This is a genomic window from Chimaeribacter coloradensis (assembly GCF_002858715.1).
Classification (GTDB): Bacteria; Pseudomonadota; Gammaproteobacteria; order Enterobacterales; family Enterobacteriaceae; genus Chimaeribacter; species Chimaeribacter coloradensis.
Genome location: NZ_PJZH01000001.1, coordinates 1 through 25,079, shown reverse-complemented (window position 1 = coordinate 25,079; position 25,079 = coordinate 1). Strand labels below are relative to the sequence as shown.

Genomic DNA, 25,079 nt, shown 5'->3' with positions numbered 1-25,079 from the left:
ATGACAATATTGTCATGCAGCGGTCATCTGCGGGTGCGGGTTGCCGGGGCAGGATGGGTTACCGGACGGCCGCCAACCGGCTGCCGCCATGTTCAAGGAGAAGACCGCCATGTTTACCCTGCCCCGTTTCAAAACCGCTCTGCTCGCCTCGCTGCTGATCGGCAGCGCCGCCCATGCTGCCCCGGCCGCGGATAACGTCATCAAGCCGGTGCGCGGCACGCTGACGCAGGTCACCGACCATGACCTGACCCTGACCGACCGCCGCGGCGCGGCGCTCAACGTCGGGCTGACCGACCAGACCAAAATCAACAGCGTCGCTACCGGCAAGCTCAGCGACATCCAGCCCAACAGCTTTATCGGCACCGCCGCCGTGCCGCAGCCGGACGGCAGCCTGAAAGCGCTGGAAGTGCATGTGTTTGCCCCGAGCCTGCGCGGCACCGGCGAAGGCTTTAACCCGTTTGAGTCACCGGACGGCAAGGTCAACACCATGACCAACGGCACCGTGGGCAAACTGGTGGAAGCCAACGGCCGTACCCTGACGGTGACCTACCACGGCCAGCAGAAAACCGTGCAGGTGCCGGATGATGTGCCGGTGGTGACCATTGCGCCGGGCGACCGCAGCCTGCTGAAACCGGGCACCCACATCGTGCTGTTCGCGATGAAAGATGCCGGGGGCAAGCTGGTGGCGCGCGGCATCTCCGCCGGGAAAGACGGCACCGTACCGCCGATGTAACCCGGCTGAGGAGAACGCGATGGCTGTTTCCGCTTCGCGCCCCGCCCACCCGTGGCCGGTGCGCCTCTGCCACTGGATCAACGTTTTTGCGATGGTCTGTATGGTGATGAGCGGCTGGGGCATTTATAACGCCTCACCGCTGTTTGGGTTTACCTTCCCGCCCGCCGCCACGCTGGGCGGCTGGCTGGGCGGCGCCATCGCCTGGCACCTGGCGGTGATGTGGCTGCTGGTCGCCAATGCGCTGGTTTACCTGGCGTGGGGTACCGGGCGCGGCCACTTCCGCCGCCGCTTCTTCCCGCTCTCCCCCCGGGCGGTATGGCAGGACACCCGGCAGGCGCTGGCGTTCCGCCTGCCGCACCGGCTGGGGCAGTACAACGCGGTGCAGAAGGCGATGTACCTCGGCGTGCTGCTGCTCGGGCTGCTGCTGGTGCTCTCGGGGCTGGCGATCTGGAAGCCGGTGCAGCTCAGCGGGCTGGTGGCGCTGTTCGGCGGCTTCGGCTGGGCGCGCTACGTCCACTTTTACGCCATGAGCGGCATCGTGCTGTTTGTGGTGATCCATGTCCTGATGGTGCTGCTGGTGCCGAAAACCCTGCCCGCGATGATCACCGGCGGCAAGGAGCCGAACGATGAGTAGAAAAGAGCGTAAACTGGTGCTGGAGCCGGACCAGCGCAAACAGCTGGTGAACCTGCAACGCCGGATGCTGCTGCGCGGCGGGCTGACGCTGGGGGCGGTGTCGCTGCTGACCGGCTGCAACCTGCAGGACGGCGACAGCGTGGACAAGGTGCTGTGGTCGATGTCGCGCTGGAATGACCGCGTTCAGGCGTGGCTGTTCCACGGCCAGAAGCTGGCGCAGACCTACACCCCGGCGGAGATCACCCGGCCGTTCCCGTTCAACGCCTACTACCCGGAGTACAACGTGCCGGCGGTGGATCTCGCCACCTGGCAGCTGGAGGTCAGCGGGCGGGTGCAGGATAAAACCCCCTGGACGCTGGGCCGCCTGCAGGCGCTGCCGCAGGCGAGCCAGATCACCCGGCTGATCTGCATCGAGGGGTGGAGCGCCATCGGCCAGTGGGGCGGCGTGCCGCTGCGCACTTTCCTGCAACGCATCGGCGCGGACACACGGGCGAAATTTGTCGGCTTCCACTGTGCTGACCGCTACTACACCAGCATCGACATGGCCACCGCCCTGCACCCGCAGACGCTGCTGGCGCTCGACTTCGACGGCGAAGCGCTGGCGGACGATTACGGCTTCCCGCTGCGCTTACGGATGCCGACCAAGCTCGGCTTCAAAAACGCCAAGCACATCGCGGCCATCAGCGTCACCAATGCGTACCCCGGCGGCTACTGGGAAGATCAGGGCTACAACTGGTTCAGCGGCATCTGAGGCGCGGGAACTAAACCGCAGAAACAAAAAATCCGCCCGGGGGCGGATTTTTCTTAGACACAGCGGATAACGCGCTGAGGTGCTCCGGCAAGGGTGCCTTAGAAGCGGTAACCTACACCGGCGATCCAGGTGCCGACGTCAACGTTACGGATGCGGCTCTGCTCGTAGGAAACGTCCAGTGCAACGTTTTCGATCGGGTTGAACTGCAGACCTGCGCCGTAGGAGAAGCCGTAATCGCTGGAGGATTGCTTGTCACGGTTGTCAGCAGTCGCGGCGTTAACCACGTTGTTGTCGAATTTGCCGTAGCCCACACCGATCACGCCGTAGATGCTGGCCCAGTCGTTCAGACGGTAAACCGGACCTGCGGTGATGCCATAGTACTGGCCTTTGCGGTACACGTCGGATACGGTGTCATCGTGCTCGATGTAAGTGAAAGACCCGATCACGCCCAGTGGGTTGGTGTTGTCGAAGTCATAGCGGTATTTCAGGTTGAAGCCGTTAGCTTTGTTCGCTACGCCTTGTGCGTCGCCCTGTGCGTAACCTGCGGTTACGGTGCTGTCGCCAGCGAATGCGTTAGTTGCGCCAACAGCCAGTACACAAGCCAGAGCGGAAAGACATGCAATTTTTTTCATAACCACCTCAAATGAGAAAATTAATTACCTTCACGACAAAAATATAACAAAGAACTGGCGGAAACTCTGCCCGGATTACAGTGTCTAAGCCGTGTTATGGTGTAACAGGAAATTTCCAACCACCCCTATCTTTTTCATTTGCCGCGCTTTTTTTCGACTCAGATTATAAGACAATCTTATTGAACTTTTTCTCCAATACAGATAATTCCTAAAAATTTGGTCACCATTCATGCGTTTTTTCCCAAAGTGTAAACGGCTGTTTAACATTAAATTGACCTGTTTTTACACTTCCCGCTGCGCCTGCCCTCCCTTACACTGATTTGGTTCCGCCCAGTGATCGGGCATCCTGTGGATCTTAAAAGGAAGACGATGAAATCCCCTGCTTCTGTTACGCCTGCCGCCGGGGCAGCGTCGATGCTGCTGCCGGTCTGCCTGCTGCTGGTGTCGATGGTCTCTATCCAGGGCGGTGCGGCGCTGGCCAAATCGCTGTTCCCGCTGGTGGGCGCATCGGGCATCACTGCCCTGCGCCTGGGGCTGGGCACACTTATCCTGTTTGTGATTTTCAAACCCTGGCGGATGCGGCTGCACCGCGGCAACCTGCTGCCGCTGCTGCTCTATGGGCTGGCGCTCGGCACCATGAACTTCCTGTTCTATCAGTCGATCCGCACCGTGCCGCTGGGCATCGCGGTGGCGCTGGAGTTTACCGGGCCGCTGGCGCTGGCGATCGCCGGCTCGCGGCGGGCGGTGGATTTCCTCTGGGTGGTGCTGGCGGTGCTCGGGCTGTGGTTCCTGCTGCCGCTCGGCCATTCGCTGGGCAGCGTTGACCTCCGGGGCGCGCTGCTGGCGCTGGGTGCCGGGGGCTGCTGGGCCATCTATATTCTGGCCGGGCAGCGCGCCGGCAGCCAGAACGGCCCGGCCACGGTGGCGGCCGGTTCCCTGGTTGGCGCGCTGATCTACTGCCCAATCGGCCTCATTCAGACCGGCAGCGCGCTGTTCGCCCCGGCCTTGTTGCCGCTGGCGCTGGCGCTGGCGGTGCTCTCCAGCGCCCTGCCTTATTCCCTGGAGATCGTGGCGCTGACCAGAATGCCCGCGCGCACCTTCGGCACCCTGATGAGCCTGGAACCGGCGCTGGCGGCGCTCTCCGGCATGCTGTTCCTGCATGAGCACCTGAGCCTGGTGCAGTGGCTGGCATTAAGCGCCATTATCATCGCCTCGGCCGGGGCGACGCTGACCAGCAAACGCGCATGATCTACGCTTGTTAACGCCATGCTTATTTATTCTCTGTCTGTTTACGCTGCGTTAATCAACCTGCCCCTTTTACCAGGAGATCACTATGCCGGATTGGAACCCTGAGCTTTACCGCCAGTTTGAAGCGGAACGCACCCGCCCCGCCCAGGAGCTGCTGGCCCGCGTCCCGCGCCAGACCGCCCGGTTTGTTACCGATCTCGGCTGCGGCCCGGCCAACTCCACCGAGCTGCTGAAACAGCGCTTTCCGCAGGCCGCGCTGACCGGCATCGATAACTCGGGCACCATGCTGGAGAGCGCCCGTACCCGCCTGCCCGGCTGCACCTTTGAACAGGCGGACATCAGCCAGTGGCAGCCGGCGCAGCCGCAGGATCTGATCTACGCGAATGCGTCACTGCAATGGGTGCCCGACCACCGCACGCTGCTGCCGCGCCTGATGGCGCAGCTCGCCCCCGGCGGCACGCTGGCGGTGCAGATGCCGGACAACCGCGATGAGCCGAGCCACCGCCTGATGCGTGAGGTGGCCGCGCGTGCGCCGTGGAAAGCGCAGATTGGCGAGGCCGCCGCCGGGCGGGTCAGCATCCTGTCGCCCGGCGAGTATTACGACCTGCTGGCACCGCTGGCAGAGAGCGTCGACATCTGGCGCACCACCTATTTCCACCTGCTGCCCTCCTCCAACGCCGTGGTGGACTGGGTGCGCGCCACCGGCCTGCGCCCGTTCCTGGCACCGCTGGACGCCGTGGGGCAGCAGACTTTCCTTCAGCACTACCAGTCAGAGATCGACCTCGCCTACCCCAAACGCCGTGACGGCAATGTGATGCTGGCCTTCCCGCGGCTATTCCTGGTCGCCCGCCGCAAAATATAATGCGTCGCCGGGCCGGCTTATTTTCCTGCCCGGCGTCACGCTATTTTTCAGCGCCCTGCCGTTATTTTTTGTTACACAGAAGTGAATTTATTCTGACAGCCTGCCCAGGGCGCTTTCCTTTTTCAGTAAAATCCTAAAAAACAGCCGGCGCGTTTATTTTCCACCTGGGTGATATTATTTCCCGCCCTGTGGCATATAAATAAATTCCATTCTTAATCATCAGGTTATAACTTTCTTTAGCCCCAGAGGTTGAATTATGCCGGCAGCGGCCTTAGGTTTATTAACAGCAGATTGATTACACAGACAAAATCAAGACGCTGGAAAAGGAAAAGATGCCAATGCCTATTAGTATGATAGGCGCGGTCACGAGCAAGATTTCCGGCAGATGTTAAAAAGGTTGCTATACTTAACCAGTATTGAATCCGCAACTGATAATCAAGAGGATAACTATTATGAGTACCGCTAAACTGGTAAAAACGAATTCTTCTGAACTCCTCTATACGCGTAACGACGTGGACGAAAACGTCAAGATCGAAACCATCAAGATCCTGAACCGTCTGGTCGCGCAATTTATTGATCTCTCTTTGATCACCAAACAGGCGCACTGGAACATGCGCGGCGGCAACTTCATCGGTGTGCATGAAATGCTGGACGGTTTCCGTACCACCATCACTGACCACCAGGACACCCTGGCAGAGCGTGTGGTGCAGCTGGGCGGCGTGGCGCTGGGTACCGTGCAGATCGTCAACGATCAGACCCCGCTGAAAAGCTACCCGACCAACATCCACAGCGTGCAGGAGCATGTCAAAGCGCTGGCGGACCGTTACGCCGTGACCGCGAACGAGACCCGCAAAGCGATTACGCAGGTACAAGACGAAGATACCGCTGACATCCTGACGGCGGCCTCCCGCGACCTGGACAAATTCCTGTGGTTCATTGAATCCAACATCGAATAATGAACAACTACAGCGCCGCGCCACGGCGCTGTGACCCTGTTCTTTGATCGTGATGGCCCAGCAGGCCAGCCAGAGAGGCAACCCAAGGGGTTGCCTTTTTATTTCCCTTCATTTTATAAGCTATTGATAAATAATCACTTATCATGAAACCCTAAGAATTATCTTAAATTGATAGGGCTAATGAATGGATTTATGATTATTGATAGCGCAAAGCATCTTTACTCCCTTCCGTTATTCCCTGTAACGTGCGCCACACTTTGTTTACGTGTATTGATGGAAACCCACCGGATATTGGCCGCGCTTTTTCCTGAACCCGTCGCGTAAATAACCATGATTTCGGTGCCTTTATCTGCGCATTACACCACCTTAAATCAAATTATTATCTCCTGACCGGCGTGGCTGCGCATTATCCGGCCCTGCCATGACGGTGTATGCCGTCATGCGCCTTGCCCCGGTTACCGGGTTGCCGCGGGGCGCAGCAGCGCATGGACACTCTTATTACCTGATGGATTTCTCATGGCCCGTAGTGGACTGGAAGTACAAAAAGCAGCGGTTAAAGCCCTGTTTTTACGAGAGATAAAAACCCGCTTCGGCAAGTACCGCCTGGGTTACCTCTGGGCCGCGCTGGAGCCGGCGGCCCATATTGTGATTCTGCTGGCGATATTCGGCTATATCATGCACCGCACCATGCCCGATATTTCCTTCCCGGTATTTCTGATTAACGGCATTATTCCGTTCTTTATTTTCAGCAACATCAGCAACCGCTCCATCGGCGCGATAGAGGCCAACCAGGGGCTGTTTAATTACCGCCCGGTAAAACCCATTGACACCATTATTGCGCGTGCCGGGCTGGAGCTGGTGATTTATGGCGTGGTCTATCTGGTGTTGATGCTGGGCGTCGGGTTATTGGGCGAGCAGTTTGCCATTACGCAGCTGATTACGCTGATTTGCGTCTGGCTGCTGCTGGTGCTGTTCGCCAGCGGCATCGGGCTGATCTTTATGGTGGTGGGAAAAAGCTTCCCTGAGACGGAGAAGTTCCTGCCGATCCTGATCAAGCCGCTCTACTTCATCTCCTGTGTGATGTTCCCGCTGCACAGCATCCCCAAAGAGTACTGGCCTTACCTGCTCTGGAACCCGCTGGTGCATGTGGTGGAGCTGTGCCGCCAGGCGGTGATGCCCGGCTACGTCAGTGACGGCGTCAGCCTCGGCTACCTGGCGCTCTGCACGTTAGGGGTACTGTTTACCGGGCTTGCGCTCTACCGGGTACGCGAAGAGGCGATGCTGACATCATGATTACCATTGAGAACCTGACCAAATCCTACCGCACCCCGGCCGGCCGTCATTACGTTTATAAAGACCTGAGCGTGGTGCTGCCCGAAGGCAAAAGCGTGGCGCTGGTAGGCCGCAACGGTGCCGGGAAATCGACGCTGTTGCGGATGATTGGCGGCATTGACCGGCCGGACAGCGGCCGGGTCGTGACCCGCAAAAGCATCTCCTGGCCGGTGGGGCTGGCGGGTGGTTTTCAGGGCAGCCTGACCGGCCGGGAAAACGTGAAATTTGTGGCACGGCTTTACGCCCCGGCCGCGGAGCTGAAAGAGAAAGTGGCCTTTGTGGAGGCGTTTGCTGAACTGGGCAAATATTTCGACATGCCGATCAAGACCTACTCCTCCGGCATGAAATCCCGCCTTGGGTTCGGCCTGAGCATGGCCTTCCGCTTCGACTACTACCTGGTCGACGAAGTCACGGCGGTGGGCGATGCGCGTTTCAAACAGAAATGTGCGGAGCTTTTCAAAGCGCGCCACGCCGAATCGAGTTTTCTGATGGTCTCCCACAGCCTCAACAGCCTGCGCGAATACTGCGACGCCGCCCTGTTTATCGGCCGTGATAACCAGGTGACCTACTACGACACCGTGGATGAGGCTATTGCGGTGTACCAGAAGGAAGAGGGGCTGTAAGCCCCCCTCTTCCCTTACTTTTTCTGCCCGATACAAATACAAATTTATTTATTAAATGCACGTTGCCTTATGCAGCTAATAACGTTAACTACTTTGGTATTTTGACATGAATATTCTTTTTTACCTTGAGCCGTCTATTGAGTTCGGTAACCCACTTTTTCGTTATGCCACGTTGCGCAACTCTTTTCTGCCGCAGATTAAATCATTGCAACAATCAGGCATGAACGTTGTCGCGTTAATGGGCACACCGATCGCCAGTCAATGTCTGGAAGACCGGCACACACGCAATATTGATACGCTGGCCGTTATCGATCCGGTTGAGTGGATGAAAGGTGAAAGTTATCTCACCCGTGCTCAACGTCACCATGTTAATGATTACCATGAAGGTGAAGTAGAAAGGCTAGGAGAATTACTGACCCATGCACTCCCGGAAGCATTTACACCTGACGTAATTATTGTATGGGAAAGCCCTGCCAATTTTCTTGCTACACTTTACCCGCAAGCAAAAATGCTCTACCAGATGCCGGGCTTCTTTTCTCGCCCGCCTTTTAGCCAGCTCGTCTCTCTGGATACCGGTCTATTACAGCATGCTGCAGCTAAAAAGTATGAAGGCAATGTGGTTTCCGATAAAGAAATGGAAGCATTACATAAGTTACGGCTGACAGAGAATCAATTTTTGCAGGCGGTATCACCTGTTAAAAGCATTGTCGATGATATTTATCAGCGTTTTTCAAAAGTCGTACTGTTGCCGCTGCAAATTGACAACTATTTCATGATAAGCAGTGTTATAGGTAATAATAAAAGCCAATTTGATATTTTGGTTGATATATTAACCCGCTTACCTGCTGACTATGCTCTGTTGGTCACTAATTATAAATCCCGTGATGCACAAAGCGCTGTATTAACTGAGCAAGGGATTAACTATTTGCGAAGCCGTTTCCCTAATTTTATCTATCGTAAAGAGACAGATAACATTGCATGGGTTTCGCAATTCCTGGTTCCTTTGGTAGATGGTGTCATCACTATCTCCTCCTCTATTGGGTTTCAGGCAGCTTTTTGGCAAAAACCGTTGCTGGCTTTGGGCGAAAGCCATCTGACACCGTTCACTACCGCCGCTACGCTGGAAACGCTTTTAACCCAGGCAGCCAGTCCCGCACCGCAAAACCGCGATGCCCTGATGGTAGAAACACTTCGCCATCAGCACTGTCCGATGAGTTTCTTAGCAGACAGCCGTTATGCAGAGTGGTTAAAACATTTTGCGGCCACCGGAGAGTTTTCCCCGTGGTGCAACCGCCCCGTTGGCCAGATCCTGCTTGAAGAACGTCGTGAAAGCCAGTTACTGGAGGCATTAGGGTACTTCAATAAAGTACGCGGGGAATCCTCTATGGATCATTGTCATGAGCTTTCCCAGCAAATTATGAAACACGATATTGTCTCATTCGATATTTTCGATACGTTACTTTATCGTCCTTTTAAATCGCCTACCGATCTTTATACCTTCATTAATAATGAAGCACGTGATATCACCGGTATTGCTACCCTGGATTTCAAAACGTCCCGCCGTGCCGCAGAAAAAGCTGCGTTTCTTGCTGCCATTGAACGTGGCGAAGGCGAAGTAACCTTTGAAGAGATTTATCAGGTGCTGGCAGCAGACCTTGGGTTGAATGAGAGTGTAATGCGCCGTCTGATGCAGGCTGAAATGTCAGCCGAGCGTGAATTACTTTACCCACGCGCATCTGGTTATAAAGCCTTTTTAGAAGCCAAGAGCCTGAATAAACGTATTATTATTATCTCTGATATGTACCTGCCGGAATCTTTCCTGGCAGAGATATTAGAGAAGAATGGCTATACCGGTTATGAACGTTTGTTCGTTTCCTCTACCTACCGAGCGAAAAAACACAGTGGCGTGTTATTTGACCGGGTATTGGAACAAATGCAGGTCGACCCCAGCCGTATCCTGCATATTGGTGATAATCTTGATGCCGATGTAAAACGCGCGAAATCACGGGGTTTAAAACCGTTCCATCTGGTAAAAGCGTCTGACGTTTTTGAAGCGAATAGTAATTATACGCTGCCCTGGTCACGTGATGAAGCCCGCCATTCACTTGACTGGCGTATGCTGCTTTCCATTGCCGGCAACCGCCTGCATGACAACCCCTACCTGCCCCATCGTAAAGGTACCGTATTTGGAGGATCGCCCTGGAAACTGGGCTATTACGGTTTTGGCGCATTACTCCTGGGCTATACTAAGTGGCTGCTGGAAAATGCTATCCGCGACGGTGTCGAAGATCTCTATTTCCTGTCACGCGATGGCAAAATTATGAAGGCAGCTTATGATGCGGTAGCGCCTCTTTATCCCAACGCCCCTCGCTCACACTACCTACTTTGTTCACGCCGGGCCGTTAACCTGGCGAAGGTACAGAATATGAGTGATATTCTGGATCTTCTGCATGTAGACTTTGCCCACCGGGTCAAACTCTCCCATCTGTTAAAACATCGCTTTGGGATCAATATTGATCTGGTTCCTCTGGAGATACTTAAAAAGCACGAGTATATGCCGGAAAGCCCACTGACAGCGGGGGATGTACCACGTCTGGAAGCGTTATTTGGCGATCTGCAGCCTATCCTGCTTGCTGCGGCAGCGGAAGAACGTGCTCATTATCTTGATTATCTGCAACAAAGCGGTATTTATGGCGTGACCAAAAATGCCATTGTTGATATTGGGTATGCAGGTACGATGCAGGAATCTCTGCATCAGTTATCGGGTGGAGAGAAAGAGATTGGCGGGTACTATCTGATGACCTTCCGCCAGGCTCTGAAGCGGGTAGCACAGCGTAACTTGCCTATTCGCGGCTACCTGGCTGAATTTATTGACCGGCATGATACTTATCATCCTTTCTGTCGTCATGTGCCTCTTTATGAAACCTTATTCAGCAGTGAAGATACCTCTTTTGTCTGCATGACACGGGATTGGCAAAAAAACCTTTATCCCGTATTTATGGCACGTTCACCGGTTGAAGCACGCCGTGAAGAGGTAGTTCATAACGTACAACAAGGCGCAATAGCGTTTATTTCAGAGGTAGCCCGTATCCTTGGCCGGCGTTTTTATGCACTGGACATTGAGCCTAATAAAACCCTGCGTCTCATGGATAACTACTTCAATAACCCACACCCACGTGATGCGGCTATCCTGGCGGGTGTGATGTTTGAAGATGCATACGGTGGCACAGCATATAAAACAATTTTGCCTGACCTTAAAACATTAGATATGCCCTGTGTCTGGCAAAAAGGCCGGGAGGTTCTGTTAAAAGATCAATCGGCTAAACAGGCCTCAGAACCTGCGCCTAAACGCGCACCAAGACCTGCAGCGAAACCTGCAACGAAACCTGCAGCAGCGAAGACCTTGGCGGCTACTCCTGCACCGGCTGACATCCTCAGCCATAATTATGCGCCCCCTGCACAGCGCAGCGTGACACACCATGTAATTCGTTGGGTCATGTTAAATACGCTCTCTGAGAAGAAAAAATATAAATTTGAACATAAACCGCATCTTTTCTTTAACGATGCCAAGAACCCATTATTACGTAAGCTGGGAAAACGTTATTTAAAAGGATATAACAATTTATGACCACGCCTTTTCTGGAATTGGCCCGGCGTCATATTGATATTGTCTCGCCAGAAGAGACAAAACTGATTCGTCCGGCAGACATGACGTTTGAATCACCGATCTGGCTGGCCCGCGGACATTATGATGTCCGCTCTTTTGGCGCGTACAGTTATATAGGGGAAGATGCCTTAATTATGGCAACCGATCGTATCGGGCGCTATTGTTCTATTGCACGGCGTCTTACCGTAGGTGAGAGTGAACATCCGACAGGTTATTTGTCTACCTCGCCTATGTTCTATACCACGCGGTATTGGAAACGGCACCCGGAGACGGCGTCATTCTATCGCCACCAGGCCGGTACGATTAAGAAAGCGACAGACGCATTCCGTCTGGAAGGCAGTAATGAAGGCCGTAATACCATTGGTAATGATGTCTGGATAGGCGAAGGTGTATTTATCCGTCGTGGTTGTAAGATTGGTGATGGGGCAATTATCGCCTCACGCGCAGTTATTACCCGTGATGTTCCACCTTTTGCCGTGGTCGGCGGAACCCCTGCACGTATTATAAAATATCGTTTTGCGCCTGATATTATTGCCCGGCTGCTGGCTTTATGTTGGTGGGACTATGATATCCGTAACGTTGAGGGGTTGGATTGGACAAAGGTAGAAACTACGCTTAGCCATCTGGAGATGTTGAAAGCCGCAGGGAAACTTGTGCCCTTTACGCCAGATGTCGTTACCTGGAACGACGTCATTTAAAATTGGCCGGGCAGCGTTATACGGCTGCCCGGTATTTATTCCTTCAGGGTCTAAGTGTTTTGCCCATTTCCTGTGTGCTGCCTGCACCTGCCCAGCTTGTATCCTGCCTGGATACCTCTTCCTCATCAGATTGAAAGTGATAATTTTCCCCATAATACACGGCGTTAATCTGAGTGGTATTCAGCAGATAGGTGCGGAACTGCTGGAACAGTTTCATATCCGGCTTGAAATCCGATCCCCAGAACTGATGCAGGTGCCCCTGAAATGTCAGCCCGCGCATATCATAGAGCGCCCGGCCCATCACTTTAAGCGGCTTGTTATGGACCAGCGCTGAAATTCCGGCGGTGCTGTTGATGGTTACCACTCCGCGGGCATGGTTCAGTAATTCCGGCATCGGCAGGTCATGGACGTAAAATACCCGCTGGCTGACCTTGTGCTGTTCACTCAGGCGGCGAATCAGCGGGCCATAAAGCCGGTGACCGCGATCCATCGGATGGTGTTTAATCACCAGGGATTGATCTGCCGGGGCTTTTTTGGCGAAGGAGTAGATCACATCGTTAATATAATCACGGACGTCCTGATAAGGGCTGTGGTGGCGGATCTGGCTGTCATTATAAACCTGTAAAATAACCAGGTAATAACGCTGGTCAAGTGCCGTTCGCAACCGGGGCATCATATTCCGCTGGCGGAACCCATACCAATATTTACGGCAGGCCGCCCTGATCCAGCAGCGCGCCTCATACACCGGGGAAAAAGATTTGTGGTGCCGGTATTGGGCAAATTGCCGGCGGTACCAGCTTCCCATTAAATAATAGGTGATGGCATGCCCTACCCTCAGTGAAAATGAGGGGGAAAGCGGGGTAATAGCCATCGGCTCCTGCGCCGGTAATTGCCGGTAAAACTCACTTTCACGCGGTAAGCCGGAAAAGGCATTGACGCCCCCTTGCTCCACGGTAATGAAATGGGGCCGGAGATACCCCTCTTCAAAGGCCAGGAAACGTATCCCTTTTGCCTGCGCCCAGCGTTTGGCTTCACGGTGCAGCGGGCGGCAATCCCCAAAGCAGAGGATGGTGTCGAAGGTATAGTGGCGGCAGACCTCTTTCAGCCAGCCGGGGAATTCTTTTGGCGTGGCGCGATAAGGCAATACAGTGCGATGGCGGCAATAAAACTGGTCACCCCCATTAAAGACGACATTCACGGTTTCGCGTCCGTGGGTTTCCAGCCACTGCGCGACATCACTGAAAAAAGGCCCCATCGGCCCTTGCAGCAACAGATATTTCTTCCCAGAAAGTAATAACCTGAGGGCGCTATTTTCCATATACACCAACGTGAAAAAGCCTGGCCCGGTTTACGGGCCTTAATTATTATTCATGCCTTTAACACGCGTGTATCGCCGGCATGGCCAGATTAATTAAAGGTGTTGGGCGGCGTTATAATTTAATTTGACTTTAATCAGCATTTTTATCTTTTTATACGCGTTAATCGCGCTGCTGAATTTCCGTTTTGCAATAAACATCTCTCCACGCGGGAGTGTTTCCAGATAACTCACGGCAGCTTCGGCGGTAATAGGTTTACCGGACGCGGGGTGAATATAACTGGGGTAACGGATCAGCGCCTGATACACCAGCTCATCCAGCGTAATTTCACGCGTCCGCCGCGGACAGGGATACTCATCCTGCGTTAACCCCCAACCGGCATAGAAGGGAACGCCATAGCAGGTTACCGGCTTGCCGTGCATCAGGGCCTCGAACCCGGCCAGCGAGGTCAGGGTATGGATCTCATCCGCTGCCCGGATACAGTGGATAATATCGGCATCCAGCACGGTTTCATTAGCCCAGCGCGCCACATCCTGCGCCGCCACCGCCCCTTTGCGGTTACCGGCCAGCACATCCGGGTGCGGTTTATAAAGGATGTAGGCGTCCGGGTGGCGTTCCCGCACTGTCCGCAGTAACGCGCTGTTGCTGCGGATCCCCAGCGTGCCGGTGAGAATGGAGGCGTCATCCTCTACCTGCCCCGGCACCAGCAGCAGCCGTTTCCCGGCGGCGGCGGCCGGGCGTGAGAACGCCGCCCCGAGGTTGTATTTGCTCAGGCGGGCTGCCAGCAGGCGCTGGCGGAGCGCGGCCGCCCGCGCACGCTGATGGTCAGTCAGCGCACCGTGGTTCAGCAACGTCTCCAAATCACTGGGCCGGGTCGCGTCGTAATAGATGCCGCTTTTGTCCAGCACCAGTGACAACGGCGGGTGCAGATGGGAGCCCAGCCCGGCAGATCGCAGGAAGCCATCCTCCATCCGCCAGACCGGCAACGCCGGGTCATGACCCGCCTGCTGCCACTGCCGCTCCCCTTTGATGCCCCACACCACCCCGGCAGCGGCATCGTTGATTGAGGTGCCGAAGCGCACCCGGTTATCCGGCGTCTTTAAGAACGGGGTCAAAATGGCCCGTTTCCACACCGACAACCCCGGCGCAGTCAGCGTCCCTTGCCGTTCACGGCAATGATCCCGGGCCATGTCCAGCCACGTCAGTAAGTCATCCAGCGTGCCTGCTTTGCCGCTTTGCGGGTCGAGATAGCGGCTATAGCGCAGATAGGCGGCTGCAAAAAGATCGGGCAGGGAGGCCCGGCCACGGCGGGCAGCCAGAGAGGGGGCATCCGCATGGCGATCGTCCGTCAGGCCCCAGCCGGCATACCAGGGCAAGCCGAAACAGGTCACCGCCTTGCCGGCCATCAACGCCTCAAATCCATACTGGGAGGTCACCGCATAAACCCGGCTGACGTGCTGAAGCAGCGAATAGGGGCTGGCGTTGCAGGTCAGCAGCATGACACGCGGGTGCCGTGCCGCCGCCTCACGGGCAGCATCAGCCAGATAACCCGCTTTTTTGCCGTGCAGCACATCGGGATGTACTTTGACCCACACCGTCGCCTGGGGGTTCTCCTCCAGCGCCGTCTCCAGCATCCGGACAAAATCGCCCGGCCCGGCCCCGCCGTGGCAGACCGCCTTATCGCCAAAGGTCTGATCCACCACCAGCACCGTTTCACCGGCCGGTACCGGGCCGCGGTAAGGGGGAGCCTGGTTGTATTTGGAGAGGTCAAGCCGGGTAATGGTATCAATGGCCCGGCTGGCCTGCGGGTAGAGCGGCGCATTGCCTGCCCGGTCCTGAATCAGGTATTCCAGCGTGCTGGGCTGGGCGGCATCGTAATAGATGCCTGCCTGATCCACCACGATGGCACAGGGCGGGCTGCCGGCCACGCCCAGCCCGAGTGAGCGGATAAACCCATCCTCAAGCCGCCAGACCGGCAATCCGCGGCGGCGAGCCACGGCCACCGCCCTGTTCCCGCTGGGGCGGTGGCCCCAGACCGCAATCGCGCTGACACGGGCCGGGACCCGCCGGTAAGATGCCAGCCTGGCGACCCCTTCCGGCAGGAGTTGTTCAAGATGGGGAATACGCGCAATGCCTGCCGAAAAGATGCCGATCATCCCCTCTCCTTACAGCGTCAAAATAACTTTGGCGGCGACGGCGATCTGGTAAATGATGGTCGAGATGCCGCGGGTGACCTCAATGCTCTTCGATTCAAACTTCGGCAGCACCATCAGCTCATCGCCCGGTTGCAGGGTGTCGACGTTGTCGGCGTCATCCGCTTCGCCGTTCTGGTGGATAACGATGACCTTCGCGTTGCCCTTCTTCTGGGTGAAGCCCCCGACCTTGGCGATGTAATCCTCCGGCGACAGCCCTTTCTGCCAGGCCACCGCGTTCGGGAACAGCACTTCGCCGTGCACCATCACCAGAGAAGTACGCTCCGGGATGTTAATGATGTCGCCATCTTCCAGGATCACCTGGTCAAGGTTGCTCTCATTGAGCACCACCGCCCCTTTGGGCACCACGTTGCGCGCCTTGGCGACAAAGCGGCTGATCAGCTGCGCCTCCTGCATCCGCAGGTTGGCCTCTTCCGAGGTGGCGGACTGGGCCGAGAGCGACGCCTCTTCCAGCTTCTGCAAGGAGAGGTTCAGCATCTCTTTCTGGCGCTCCGCCACCGAGCGGCGGAACAGCTGGATGGCATTAAGCTGCGACATGCTGTTGGTGCGGATCTGCGCCAGCACCTGGCGCATGGTGGCACCGTAAGGCAGCACCACCGCGTGTTCGCCGGAGTGCGCGCCTTCAATGCGCACCTGGATGGTACCGGCGTAGCGGTCAGCGCTGACGATCAGCTGGTCACCGTCCTGCAGGAAGCGGCCGCCCGCCTGGCTGAGCGGGTAGTACTCGCTGCGTTTGACGGTGCCCTGCTGGCGGATAATGGTCATGTGGGTAGCCCCCGGTTTCGGGCGCGCCCAGCTCAGCGCCTCGCTGACCGGCAGCGTGCCGTCGCGGAACTCAAAGTCATAGCTGTTGAAGACTTCGCCCTGCACGCTGACGGTGTGCTGGCGCGGGCCGACCACAATCACGTCGCCGTCGGCAAACTGCGACAGGCTCAGGTTGCCGTTCAGCAGGAAGTCATACAGGTTGATGTGGCTGCGCACGCGGTTGCCGCGCTTGACTTCGATGTCCACATAGCTGCCGCGCTCGGTGTCCACCCCGCCCGCTTTGCTCAGGTAGGAGAGCAGCGAGTCGGAGGCGACGCCGCCGTAGAGGCCGGGGTTGTTGACATACCCGGTGACGAATACCTTGACCGGCTGCGCCTGTACCAGCGAGGCGTAGACGTTGACGTTGGCCTGATAGACCTCTTTCACCTTGCTGGTGACCAGGCTGTTGAGCTGGCCGTTCGGCGTGCCGGCGACTTTCATCGGGCCGACGTTAGGCAGGAAGATGTTGCCTTTCGGGTCTACCGCCAGGCTGCCTTCAAAGTTGAAGGCCCCCCAGAGCCGCACCTGGATCTGGTCGCCCAGCCCGATGACGTAGCCGGGGTTGAAGCCGATGCTGCTGGCGCTGTTGCCGCCGGTGCCGCTGAAGATCTGCGCGCCGAACATACGGCTGGCCGGGGCCGGAACCACCGGTGCCGGGGTGTCGTCAAACTGGCTGTTGCTTTTGGGCTGGGCCGTCTGGCCGCTGATGACCTGCGGCAGCGGGGCTGCGCCGGTCAGGGACGGGTCAGCGGTCAGGGAGATCGCCTGCGCCTGGGCCAGCGGCAGCGTCAGGGCAAGAACAAAGGTGTTAAACAGTTTCATGGCGTGCTCGCGGTAGTCGTTATTAGTCCCGGTGGTCATCAATCACTGCCAGCAGCAGTTTGATGGTGCCGAAGAGTAAGCAGCAGATCAGCAGCAGGCTGATGATCAAATAGGGGCTGTTGGGGTACGTTGACTCTTCCGGCATCTGCGGTGAGCTGATCACCGACAGCACCTTGAGCTTGCGCGCGCTTTCGACCCGGGTCTTCTCGATAGAGGTGAGCGCCAGCTTGTAGAGATCCGTATCAAAGGCGACCCGGGCCTTGATCGCCTCGAAGTCCACCGCCATGGTGTTGAGCTGGCGGCCGTCCGGGGCGGTGATTTTGCTCTGCTCCGCCTCAATCTGGGCGGAGAGCGAGGCCAGCGCATTGCGGGCGCTCACCACCTGCGGCGTATCCTCACGCAGGTAGGTCAGCAGGTTGCGCAGCTCCGCTTCCATCTGGATTTTCTGGCCGGTCAGGGTGTTGACCAGCGCGCTGGCCGCCTGCGCCTGTGCGCCGGGGTCCAGCATGCTGTTGCTGTTCTGGTAGGCGAGCAGCGCCGCACGGCTGGCGTCGAGGCGGCTGCTGGCCTCGTGCATCTCTTTCTCAGCAAAGGCGAGCTGGTCACGGGCAATCCGGTGGGAGAGCTCATTGATAAAGCGCTCAGACTCCTTCAGCACCGCCTGGTTAAAGCGCTGGGCGAACTCCGGGGTAAAGCCCTGGGTGGCGATGGTCAGCAAGCCGGTTTTATCGTCGTAAATGACGCTGATGCGGTTGCGGTAGTACTCAAGGAAACGCTCGCGCGGCAGGTCCGCCCGCAGGTGGTAGAAAATATCCCAGCCGCTGGCCCCAAAGGCCTGGTGGAAATCAAGTTGCTTGTCGAGGATCGCCAGCATATCCGGCGAATTGATATAGGCTTTTAAATAGAGCGCGTCCTCGGCCGAACTGGTATTACTCGCCCCCAGCAATAAGCCGACATTTAAACTGCTGCCGTTAATATCATCGGAACGTTTAATCGCCACCGTGGATTCACTTTGAAAACGCGGCTGGCTAAATAACACCAGATAAATAATCAACAGCGCCAGCGGCGCAATAATGATGATTTTTGCCAGGTGGCGATGCAGGAAGGCCAGATTCACGGCCTGCCGCAGCCGCCGGGCGAGCTGCCTGCCCGGCAGCGCAGCTTTTACGTTATTCATTAACATGAGGGGTCATCATTTTATTAAGGGGGCGTGGCGTGGTGCCATTATCAGGCGCACTAATCCCCTGTAACGCAGAGGTTATGGCGCAAAAAAGGGCGCTATTCGCCCAATTGGCTGACTTTTTAATCAAATATACGGATCAGGCCGACCACATCCTGCCCGCTGCCGGTGACCAGCAGCGCAGAGATGCGCTCCTGCTGCATCAGGCGTTCCGCGTCGGCGATCATCGTCTCCTGCGGCAGGGTAATCGGGTCGCGGGTCATGATGTCGCGGGCGGTGCAGGTGTCGAGGCCGCTGCACTTCGCCAGCGCCCGGCGCAGGTCGCCGTCGGTGATGATGCCCACCAGCCGCCCGGCGTCGTCATTCACCGCCACCATCCCCTGGCAGCCGCCGGTGATCTCCTGGATCACCTCACGGAAGGTGGCGTGCTCGTGCACCTGCGGCACCGTGGTCTGCATCAGGTCCGCCACGCGGGTCAGCAGGCGGCGGCCCAGCGAGCCGCCGGGGTGGTAGCGGGCGAAATCCGTGGGCAGGAACTGGCGCTGCTGCATCAGCGCAATCGCCAGCGCGTCGCCAATCGCCATCGTCAGGGTGGTGGAGGTGGTCGGGGCGAGGTTATTCGGGCAGCTCTCGCTCTCCATCATCAGCTCCAGCACGGCGTCAGCGTGGTGCGCCAGGGTCGAGGCCCCGGCATTGGTCAGGGCGATGATGCGGTTGCCGAACGCCTTCAGGGACGGAATGAGCTTCAGGATCTCATCCGTCTCGCCGCTGGCGGAGATCAGGATCAGCAGGTCATAAGGGGTAATCATCCCCAGATCGCCGTGGAAGGCTTCCGCCGGGTGGATGAAGAAACTGGGGGTGCCGGTTGAGGCGAGCGTGGCCGATATTTTGCGCCCCACGTGGCCCGATTTTCCCATGCCGGAGAGAATCACATGCCCTTTGCACTGGCTGATGAATGCCAGCGCCTGCTGGTATTGCGCAGGGTCAATATGGTCTGCCAGGGTGCGCAGGGCATCAGCCTGCTCATTCAGGGTGCGTTTAATCGACGCAATATTATCAGGCGACGCAGAATAGCCGGGGAGCGTGGAAAACAGCGTATCAGACACGGGAATAACCTTAACCGGTAATAAAAATAACGCCGGGCAGAGCGGCTGCCCAAATAGCGTGGCCAGAAAATAACACCTTTAAAAAGAGGGTCTGTTTAAAGCGCTGCCTGTTTATCACAGGACATAATTGAACACAATAAATTTAAGATTATTCTTACTTTACGTTCATAATTTAAGCAAACGTAACCTGATATTACCTGCTGTAACATGACCTCCCCGCCTTTACCTTTCTTTAACGCAAATTGGCTGGTGGAAAAGCGCCCGCCTCCGGCAGAAACCCGGTTTAACGACTATAATTTCTTTAACCGGCGGGATATTTCACCGGCAAGGTGGCACCGGTTTTTTTAATCTCTTCACAGCGTCACGGAGGCATAATGGCCAGTGGTTGGGCACAAGATGGGGCCGTCCAGGATCAGATCGATTCCACGGTAGAAGATGCGGTGCAGCGCGCCCGGCAGGCGCTGGGGCATGGCGAGAGTGAGAAGTTTTGCCAGGAGTGCGGTGAGCCGATCCCGGAGGCGCGGCGGCAGGCACTGAAAGGGGTGCGTTATTGTGTGCAGTGCCAGGCCGCGCTGGACAAAGAAGCGCAGGACCACGCCGGGTATAACCGCCGCGGCAGTAAAGACAGCCAGTTGCGTTAAGCGGGCCGGGCGACCGGCCCCGTTCTGGGGTTCATCACTTTTTCTTATCGGTATCGCGTTCCCTCTCCCCCTTCGCTTCCCCTTTTTCTTCCCTGCTTTCCGGCTATGCCGGCCAAAAGTTAGCATTTTGTAGTCAGCTAACAGCGTTATTGTTAATAACAGCACGTTAATCACACATCACAGCGCTTATCCTAGAGATATGCACCATGAATGAACGGCCGCACCTTTTTGGTGCACCTCAGTGGTGCAATTTTGCTGGTCATGCGCTGTTTTAGCGCTGAGTGCGAAAAATCTTATTGCTTTTCAATAACTCGAAAAGTTGGCACGATTTTTTCATAGCAGGGCGTGAAACATAAGAAATGGCTATCATCCCCGGCCTTATATAAGGAACTCTCCATGAAGTCACTGTTACGTTCATACGCAAAAGGTTCGCTGGTTGCTTTGTCACTGGCGTTCGCGTTTTCCGCACACGCAGCCGATAAACTGATTGTGGCCACCGACACCGCATTCGTCCCGTTTGAGTTTAAACAGGGCGACAAATATGTCGGCTTTGATATTGACCTGTGGGATGCCATCGCCAGGGAGCTGAAGCTCGACTACAGCCTGAAGCCGATGGATTTCAGCGGCATCATCCCGGCGCTGCAGACCCATAACGTTGACCTGGCGCTGGCCGGCATCACCATCACCCCGGAGCGCAAAAACGCCATCGACTTCTCTGACGGCTACTACAACAGCGGCCTGCTGGTGATGGTGAAAAACGACAACACCGCGATCACCGGCGAGAAAGACCTTGCCGGCAAAGTGGTGGCGGTGAAGAGCGGCACCGGTTCGGTGGATTACGCGAAAGCCAATATCAAAACCAAAGACCTGCGCCAGTTCCCGAACATCGACAACGCCTACATGGAGCTGGCCACCGGCCGGGCGGATGCGGTGCTGCATGACACGCCGAACATCCTCTACTTCATCAAAACCGCCGGTAACGGCCAGTTCAAAGCGGTGGGTGAGTCGATCAAAGCCCAGCAGTACGGCATCGCGTTCCCGAAAAACAGCGATCTGCGCGAGAAGGTCAACGGCGCGCTGAAAACCCTGCGTGACAACGGCACGTACAACGAGATCTACAAAAAATGGTTCGGCACCGAGCCTAAATAAGCCCGGCGCAGTAAAGCCGGTGTAGTCAACCCGGCGCAGTAAAGCAGTTACCCGGCAGCAGCCGCTGCCGGTTTTTCCAGGAGATGAGTCATGCAGTTTGAATGGAGCGCCATCTGGCCCGCTCTCCCCCTTTTGCTCGAAGGCGCAAAGATGACCCTGTGGATTTCAGTCCTCGGGTTGCTGGGCGGCCTGCTTATCGGCGTGGTGGCGGGCTTTGCCCGTGCCTATGGCGGCTGGCTCTCCAGCCACATCGCGCTGGTGTTTATCGAGCTTATCCGCGGCACGCCGATTGTGGTGCAGGTGATGTTTATCTACTTCGCCCTGCCGATGATGATCCCGGTGCGCATCGACCCGTTCAGCGCGGCGGTGGTGACCATCATCATCAACTCCGGGGCCTACATCGCCGAGATCACCCGCGGCGCGGTGCTGTCGATCCATAACGGCTTCCGTGAGGCCGGGCTGGCGCTGGGCCTCTCCCGGCGTGACACCCTGCGTTACGTGATCGCCCCGCTGGCGTTGCGCCGCATGTTGCCGCCGCTCGGCAACCAGTGGATTGTCAGCATCAAAGATACCTCCCTGTTTATCGTGATCGGTGTGGCTGAGCTGACCCGCCAGGGCCAGGAGATCATCGCCGGGAACTTCCGCGCCATGGAGATCTGGACGGCAGTGGCGGTGATCTACCTGATCATCACCCTGGCCCTGAGTTTCATCCTGCGCCGGCTTGAAAGAAAACTGAAAATCATATGATCGAATTCAAAAACGTCTCCAAGCACTTCGGCAAAACCCAGGTGCTGCATGACATTGACCTGAAGATTAACCAGGGCGAAGTGGTGGTGATTATCGGGCCGTCCGGCTCCGGCAAATCGACGCTGCTGCGCTGCATCAACAAACTGGAGGAGATCACCTCCGGCGATCTGGTGGTGGATGGCCTGAAAGTCAACGACCCGAAAGTGGACGAGCGCCTGATCCGCCAGGAAGCGGGCATGGTGTTCCAGCAGTTTTACCTGTTCCCGCATCTCACGGCGCTGGAGAACGTGGCGTTCGGGCCGATCCGCGTGCGCGGGGCCAACAAAGCGGACGCCGAGAAGCTGGCGAAAGAGCTGCTGGGCAAAGTGGGGCTGTCGGAGCGCGCCCATCACTACCCGTCTGAGCTGTCGGGCGGCCAGCAGCAGCGCGTGGCGATTGCCCGTGCGCTGGCGGTGAAGCCGAAGCTGATGCTGTTTGATGAGCCGACCTCGGCGCTCGACCCGGAGCTGCGCCATGAGGTGCTGACGGTGATGAAGGATCTGGCTGAAGAGGGGATGACGATGGTGATCGTCACCCACGAAGTCGGGTTTGCCGAGAAAGTGGCCTCACGCCTGATCTTTATCGACAAGGGCCGTATCGCCGAGGATGGCGAGCCGCACGCCCTGATCAGCAACCCGCCAAGCGACCGCCTGCGCGAGTTCCTGCAACACGTCTCCTGACGTTTCCGGCGGGCGTCCTGCCCGCCGTTTTCCTGCCCTGCCCTGCGTTCTTCTGCCTGACGGGCTTAGCCCCGCCAGCGGCTCTCTGCCCAGGCGGCCTGCTGCCGTTCGTTCAGGAACGTCCAGGCGATGACGCGGCTCACCTTCTGCCCCTGCGCCATTTCCAGCGTCCGCACGGCCACCGCGCCGGCATCTTCCAGCGCCTGGTAGATCAGCGGCAGCGTCTCTTTTTTCGACACCAGCGAGGTGAACCAGAAGCAGTTCTGCGCCAGTTTGCGGCTTTCGCTGACCATGCGGCTGATGAACAGCGCTTCGCCGCCCTCGCACCAGAGTTCGTTGCTCTGGCCGCCGAAGTTCAGCAGCGGTGCGCCGTCCGGGTTGCCCTGGCCGAGGTTCTGGCGCTTGCGGCGGGTGCCGGAGGCGGCCTCTTCCGCCGAAGCGTGGAACGGCGGGTTGCAGAGGGTGGCGTCGTAGCGCTCGTTGGGTTTGATGATGTTATTGAAGATATGCTGCGGCTGTTTTTGCAGGCGCAGCCGCACGTTGTGGGTCAGCAGCGGGTTCTGCGCGATGATCTTTTTGGCCGACGCGAGCGCCGTTTCATCGGTGTCACTGCCGGTGAAGCGCCAGCCGTAGTCATGCAGGCCGATGATCGGGTAGATGCAGTTCGCGCCGATGCCGACATCCAGCATGGTGATGTTTTTGCCGCGCGGCACTTCGCCGCGGTTGCAGGAGGCGAGCAGGTCAGCCAGGTGGTGCAGGTAGTCGGCACGGCCCGGGATTGGCGGGCAGAGGTAGCCTTCCGGGATGTCCCACTCGGCGATCTGGTAGAAGTGGCGCAGCAGCGCGCGGTTCAGCGCCTTCACGGCCGCCGGGTCGGCGAAGTCCACTGACAGGTCACCCCAGGCGTTCTCCGCCACAAAGGCGGCCAGTTCCGGGCTGGAGGCGATGAGCGCCGGGAAATCGTAACGGCTGCGGTGGCGGTTGCGCGCATGGAGTCCGCTTTTTTCCTGCGGGAAGGTTTTCTTTTTTTGCACCTGAAGGCTCTCTCACAACATTTTCTGCGGCATACGATAGCACAGTCTGCCACCCGGCAGTGGCCCCATCGGCGCGCGCAGCGCACATTCTCCCCCTGGACGAACCGCCCTGCGGCCAGCTAACGTTAAGGATTACGCCATTAAACAAGCAGGTATGCCATGACTGAAGAGAAGCGCCACCCTGATGACCGTTACTATTATGAACCCGCGGCCGGGCACGGTTTGCCGCACGACCCGCTGAATGCGATTGTCGGCCCGCGGCCGATTGGCTGGATTTCGTCTCTGAACGCCGGGGGGCAGCGCAACCTGGCGCCGTACAGTTTCTTTAACTGTTTTAACTACCGGCCGCCGATTATCGGTTTTTCGAGCACCGGCTGGAAAGACAGTGTGGCGAATATCCGCGCCACCGGGGAGTTTGTGTGGAATCTGGCGACCCGTTCGCTGGCGGTGCCGATGAACGAGACCTCCGCCACGTTGCCGAACGGTGAGGATGAGTTTACCCACGCCGGGCTGACGCCGGTGCCCGGCCGCCGGGTCGCCGCCTGCCGGGTGCTGGAAAGCCCGGTGAATTTCGAGTGTAAGCTGACGCAGCTGATCCAGCTTGAGGGCGCAGACGGCGGGAAGCTCGACACCTGGCTGGTGCTGGGGGAAGTGGTGGCGGTGCATATTGACCGCGCCCTGCTGGACGAGGGGATCTACCAGACCGCGCGCGCAGAGCCGATTTTGCGGGCAGGCGGCCCAAGCGCCTATTACGGGATTTCAGAGGATCAGCGGTTTGATCTTGTCCGACCGGATGCCAGGTAGATCGGGCGTTCGCCCCTGTCCGGGGGGCTTTTGGCGGCTTCGCTGCCGCCACCGGGGGTAACGTGGCATGTATCGGTGGCTTATGCAGCCGGGCAGCCAGTCAGCCAGTCAGCCAGTCAGCCGAAGTTAAAGGGGGATCGAGGTGGTTGCGTTGGCATACGCCTCGTGTCTTTCTGCGGCCCCGCTGCCGCCACCGCGCAAGGGGCGCGTAGGCGCGCGCCCCTTGCATCCCCGCGCCTTGGTGCCCCGGCTGAATCATTGGCCGCTCCCGCGGCTCCCCTCATTTCGCCTCCGGGCTGATCGGGCCGCCGCAGACACGCTCCCAGCGTGGCTGCGACTCTCGCACACATCCCTGTGTGCTCGCCCGGCCCTGCGTCTCCACTCGGCAATGATTTTTACGCCCCCACC

At 57.6% G+C, this 25,079-nt stretch carries 22 protein-coding genes; 15 read left to right on the top strand and 7 right to left on the bottom strand.

What is annotated here, in order from left to right:
* Window positions 1–109: 109 nt before the first annotated feature.
* From CYR32_RS00110 to CYR32_RS00100, 3 genes are read left to right on the top strand one after another with little or no spacing between them, the layout of a single operon-like run.
* A complete protein-coding gene (locus tag CYR32_RS00110) occupies window positions 110–733 on the top strand; it encodes a hypothetical protein (RefSeq protein WP_101822120.1) in 624 nt (207 codons plus the stop codon).
* A gap of 19 nt (window positions 734–752) precedes the next feature.
* Complete coding sequence (locus tag CYR32_RS00105; RefSeq protein WP_101821348.1) at window positions 753–1,367, top strand: cytochrome b/b6 domain-containing protein; 615 nt, start codon at window positions 753–755, stop codon at window positions 1,365–1,367.
* Window positions 1,360–2,118, top strand: a complete 759-nt coding sequence (locus CYR32_RS00100; RefSeq protein WP_101821346.1) for a molybdopterin-dependent oxidoreductase — start codon at window positions 1,360–1,362, stop codon at window positions 2,116–2,118. Before CYR32_RS00105 ends, CYR32_RS00100 begins: the two co-directional genes overlap by 8 nt.
* Window positions 2,119–2,216: 98 nt before the next feature.
* On the opposite strand, the gene ompX is transcribed toward CYR32_RS00100, so the two are convergent.
* A complete protein-coding gene (gene ompX / locus CYR32_RS00095; RefSeq protein ID WP_101821344.1) occupies window positions 2,217–2,750 on the bottom strand; it encodes an outer membrane protein OmpX in 534 nt (177 codons plus the stop codon).
* Window positions 2,751–3,119: 369 nt separating this feature from the next.
* On the opposite strand from ompX, the gene rhtA reads away from it, so the two are divergent.
* The 7 genes from rhtA (at window position 3,120) to CYR32_RS21940 (ending at window position 12,136) form a co-directional block, all read left to right on the top strand.
* Window positions 3,120–3,998 carry a threonine/homoserine exporter RhtA gene (rhtA, locus tag CYR32_RS00090; protein ID WP_101821342.1) on the top strand — a complete coding sequence of 293 codons (879 nt, stop codon included), beginning with the start codon at window positions 3,120–3,122 and terminating at the stop codon, window positions 3,996–3,998.
* 85 nt (window positions 3,999–4,083) lie between these two features.
* A complete protein-coding gene (tam, locus tag CYR32_RS00085; protein ID WP_101821340.1) occupies window positions 4,084–4,860 on the top strand; it encodes a trans-aconitate 2-methyltransferase in 777 nt (258 codons plus the stop codon).
* A 452-nt stretch (window positions 4,861–5,312) separates the two neighbouring features.
* Window positions 5,313–5,816 (top strand): DNA starvation/stationary phase protection protein Dps, encoded by a 504-nt coding sequence (dps, locus tag CYR32_RS00080; protein ID WP_101817679.1) that lies wholly within the window; start codon window positions 5,313–5,315, stop codon window positions 5,814–5,816.
* Between the two features lie 516 nt (window positions 5,817–6,332).
* Complete coding sequence (locus CYR32_RS00075) at window positions 6,333–7,109, top strand: ABC transporter permease (RefSeq protein WP_101821338.1); 777 nt, start codon at window positions 6,333–6,335, stop codon at window positions 7,107–7,109.
* Window positions 7,106–7,771, top strand: coding sequence for an ABC transporter ATP-binding protein (locus CYR32_RS00070; protein WP_101821336.1), 666 nt, complete (start codon window positions 7,106–7,108; stop codon window positions 7,769–7,771). The genes CYR32_RS00075 and CYR32_RS00070 overlap by 4 nt, the downstream gene beginning before the upstream one ends.
* Window positions 7,772–7,877: 106 nt before the next feature.
* Entirely contained in the window at window positions 7,878–11,399 is a 3,522-nt protein-coding gene (locus CYR32_RS00065; RefSeq protein WP_146000647.1) for an HAD family hydrolase, read from the top strand.
* Window positions 11,396–12,136, top strand: coding sequence for a CatB-related O-acetyltransferase (locus tag CYR32_RS21940; RefSeq protein ID WP_101821332.1), 741 nt, complete (start codon window positions 11,396–11,398; stop codon window positions 12,134–12,136). The genes CYR32_RS00065 and CYR32_RS21940 overlap by 4 nt, the downstream gene beginning before the upstream one ends.
* Window positions 12,137–12,179: 43 nt before the next feature.
* Here CYR32_RS21940 and CYR32_RS00055 read toward each other — a convergent pair whose 3' ends face one another.
* The 5 genes from CYR32_RS00055 to CYR32_RS00035 form a co-directional block, all read right to left on the bottom strand.
* The gene (locus tag CYR32_RS00055; protein WP_101821330.1) at window positions 12,180–13,454 is read right to left on the bottom strand and encodes a capsule biosynthesis protein; all 1,275 of its coding nucleotides are present in this window, start codon (window positions 13,452–13,454) and stop codon (window positions 12,180–12,182) included.
* Between the two features lie 93 nt (window positions 13,455–13,547).
* Entirely contained in the window at window positions 13,548–15,608 is a 2,061-nt protein-coding gene (locus CYR32_RS00050; protein WP_101821328.1) for a capsular polysaccharide biosynthesis protein, read from the bottom strand.
* Window positions 15,609–15,617: 9 nt separating this feature from the next.
* Window positions 15,618–17,291 carry a polysaccharide biosynthesis/export family protein gene (locus tag CYR32_RS00045; RefSeq protein ID WP_101822118.1) on the bottom strand — a complete coding sequence of 558 codons (1,674 nt, stop codon included), beginning with the start codon at window positions 17,289–17,291 and terminating at the stop codon, window positions 15,618–15,620.
* 22 nt (window positions 17,292–17,313) lie between these two features.
* A complete protein-coding gene (locus tag CYR32_RS00040) occupies window positions 17,314–18,474 on the bottom strand; it encodes a capsule biosynthesis protein (RefSeq protein ID WP_420912810.1) in 1,161 nt (386 codons plus the stop codon).
* A gap of 119 nt (window positions 18,475–18,593) precedes the next feature.
* The gene (locus CYR32_RS00035) at window positions 18,594–19,577 is read right to left on the bottom strand and encodes a KpsF/GutQ family sugar-phosphate isomerase (RefSeq protein WP_101821326.1); all 984 of its coding nucleotides are present in this window, start codon (window positions 19,575–19,577) and stop codon (window positions 18,594–18,596) included.
* 374 nt (window positions 19,578–19,951) lie between these two features.
* Between CYR32_RS00035 and CYR32_RS00030 the strand changes: the two genes are divergently transcribed.
* The 4 genes from CYR32_RS00030 (at window position 19,952) to glnQ (ending at window position 22,833) form a co-directional block, all read left to right on the top strand.
* Window positions 19,952–20,218, top strand: a complete 267-nt coding sequence (locus CYR32_RS00030; protein ID WP_101821324.1) for a DksA/TraR family C4-type zinc finger protein — start codon at window positions 19,952–19,954, stop codon at window positions 20,216–20,218.
* A 396-nt stretch (window positions 20,219–20,614) separates the two neighbouring features.
* Window positions 20,615–21,367: a glutamine ABC transporter substrate-binding protein GlnH gene (gene glnH / locus CYR32_RS00025; RefSeq protein WP_101821322.1), complete on the top strand. Its 753-nt coding sequence runs from the start codon at window positions 20,615–20,617 to the stop codon at window positions 21,365–21,367.
* Window positions 21,368–21,457: 90 nt separating this feature from the next.
* Window positions 21,458–22,114 carry a glutamine ABC transporter permease GlnP gene (gene glnP / locus CYR32_RS00020; RefSeq protein WP_101821320.1) on the top strand — a complete coding sequence of 219 codons (657 nt, stop codon included), beginning with the start codon at window positions 21,458–21,460 and terminating at the stop codon, window positions 22,112–22,114.
* Window positions 22,111–22,833: a glutamine ABC transporter ATP-binding protein GlnQ gene (gene glnQ, locus CYR32_RS00015; RefSeq protein WP_101821318.1), complete on the top strand. Its 723-nt coding sequence runs from the start codon at window positions 22,111–22,113 to the stop codon at window positions 22,831–22,833. The genes glnP and glnQ overlap by 4 nt, the downstream gene beginning before the upstream one ends.
* Before the next feature lie 65 nt (window positions 22,834–22,898).
* Here the strand turns inward: glnQ and rlmF are convergent, their stop codons facing one another.
* The gene (gene rlmF / locus CYR32_RS00010) at window positions 22,899–23,867 is read right to left on the bottom strand and encodes a 23S rRNA (adenine(1618)-N(6))-methyltransferase RlmF (protein ID WP_101821315.1); all 969 of its coding nucleotides are present in this window, start codon (window positions 23,865–23,867) and stop codon (window positions 22,899–22,901) included.
* A 159-nt stretch (window positions 23,868–24,026) separates the two neighbouring features.
* Here rlmF and CYR32_RS00005 point away from each other — a divergent pair, with 159 nt between their 5' ends.
* Window positions 24,027–24,671: a flavin reductase family protein gene (locus CYR32_RS00005; RefSeq protein WP_101821313.1), complete on the top strand. Its 645-nt coding sequence runs from the start codon at window positions 24,027–24,029 to the stop codon at window positions 24,669–24,671.
* The last annotated feature ends 408 nt before the right edge of the window (window positions 24,672–25,079 follow it).

What these genes read in the sequence shown, in the direction of transcription:
- CYR32_RS00045 (WP_101822118.1), bottom strand. Translation starts at nt 17,291, where the DNA reads ATGAAACTGTTTAACACCTTTGTTCTTGCCCTGACGCTGCCGCTGGCC.
- CYR32_RS00105 (WP_101821348.1), top strand. Translation starts at nt 753, where the DNA reads ATGGCTGTTTCCGCTTCGCGCCCCGCCCACCCGTGGCCGGTGCGCCTC.
- dps (WP_101817679.1), top strand. Translation starts at nt 5,313, where the DNA reads ATGAGTACCGCTAAACTGGTAAAAACGAATTCTTCTGAACTCCTCTAT.
- tam (WP_101821340.1), top strand. Translation starts at nt 4,084, where the DNA reads ATGCCGGATTGGAACCCTGAGCTTTACCGCCAGTTTGAAGCGGAACGC.
- CYR32_RS00050 (WP_101821328.1), bottom strand. Translation starts at nt 15,608, where the DNA reads ATGATCGGCATCTTTTCGGCAGGCATTGCGCGTATTCCCCATCTTGAA.
- CYR32_RS00005 (WP_101821313.1), top strand. Translation starts at nt 24,027, where the DNA reads ATGACTGAAGAGAAGCGCCACCCTGATGACCGTTACTATTATGAACCC.
- CYR32_RS00070 (WP_101821336.1), top strand. Translation starts at nt 7,106, where the DNA reads ATGATTACCATTGAGAACCTGACCAAATCCTACCGCACCCCGGCCGGC.
- CYR32_RS00100 (WP_101821346.1), top strand. Translation starts at nt 1,360, where the DNA reads ATGAGTAGAAAAGAGCGTAAACTGGTGCTGGAGCCGGACCAGCGCAAA.
- CYR32_RS00055 (WP_101821330.1), bottom strand. Translation starts at nt 13,454, where the DNA reads ATGGAAAATAGCGCCCTCAGGTTATTACTTTCTGGGAAGAAATATCTG.
- CYR32_RS21940 (WP_101821332.1), top strand. Translation starts at nt 11,396, where the DNA reads ATGACCACGCCTTTTCTGGAATTGGCCCGGCGTCATATTGATATTGTC.
- CYR32_RS00065 (WP_146000647.1), top strand. Translation starts at nt 7,878, where the DNA reads ATGAATATTCTTTTTTACCTTGAGCCGTCTATTGAGTTCGGTAACCCA.
- glnQ (WP_101821318.1), top strand. Translation starts at nt 22,111, where the DNA reads ATGATCGAATTCAAAAACGTCTCCAAGCACTTCGGCAAAACCCAGGTG.
- CYR32_RS00110 (WP_101822120.1), top strand. Translation starts at nt 110, where the DNA reads ATGTTTACCCTGCCCCGTTTCAAAACCGCTCTGCTCGCCTCGCTGCTG.
- glnH (WP_101821322.1), top strand. Translation starts at nt 20,615, where the DNA reads ATGAAGTCACTGTTACGTTCATACGCAAAAGGTTCGCTGGTTGCTTTG.
- CYR32_RS00030 (WP_101821324.1), top strand. Translation starts at nt 19,952, where the DNA reads ATGGCCAGTGGTTGGGCACAAGATGGGGCCGTCCAGGATCAGATCGAT.
- CYR32_RS00040 (WP_420912810.1), bottom strand. Translation starts at nt 18,474, where the DNA reads ATGTTAATGAATAACGTAAAAGCTGCGCTGCCGGGCAGGCAGCTCGCC.
- glnP (WP_101821320.1), top strand. Translation starts at nt 21,458, where the DNA reads ATGCAGTTTGAATGGAGCGCCATCTGGCCCGCTCTCCCCCTTTTGCTC.
- ompX (WP_101821344.1), bottom strand. Translation starts at nt 2,750, where the DNA reads ATGAAAAAAATTGCATGTCTTTCCGCTCTGGCTTGTGTACTGGCTGTT.
- rhtA (WP_101821342.1), top strand. Translation starts at nt 3,120, where the DNA reads ATGAAATCCCCTGCTTCTGTTACGCCTGCCGCCGGGGCAGCGTCGATG.
- CYR32_RS00075 (WP_101821338.1), top strand. Translation starts at nt 6,333, where the DNA reads ATGGCCCGTAGTGGACTGGAAGTACAAAAAGCAGCGGTTAAAGCCCTG.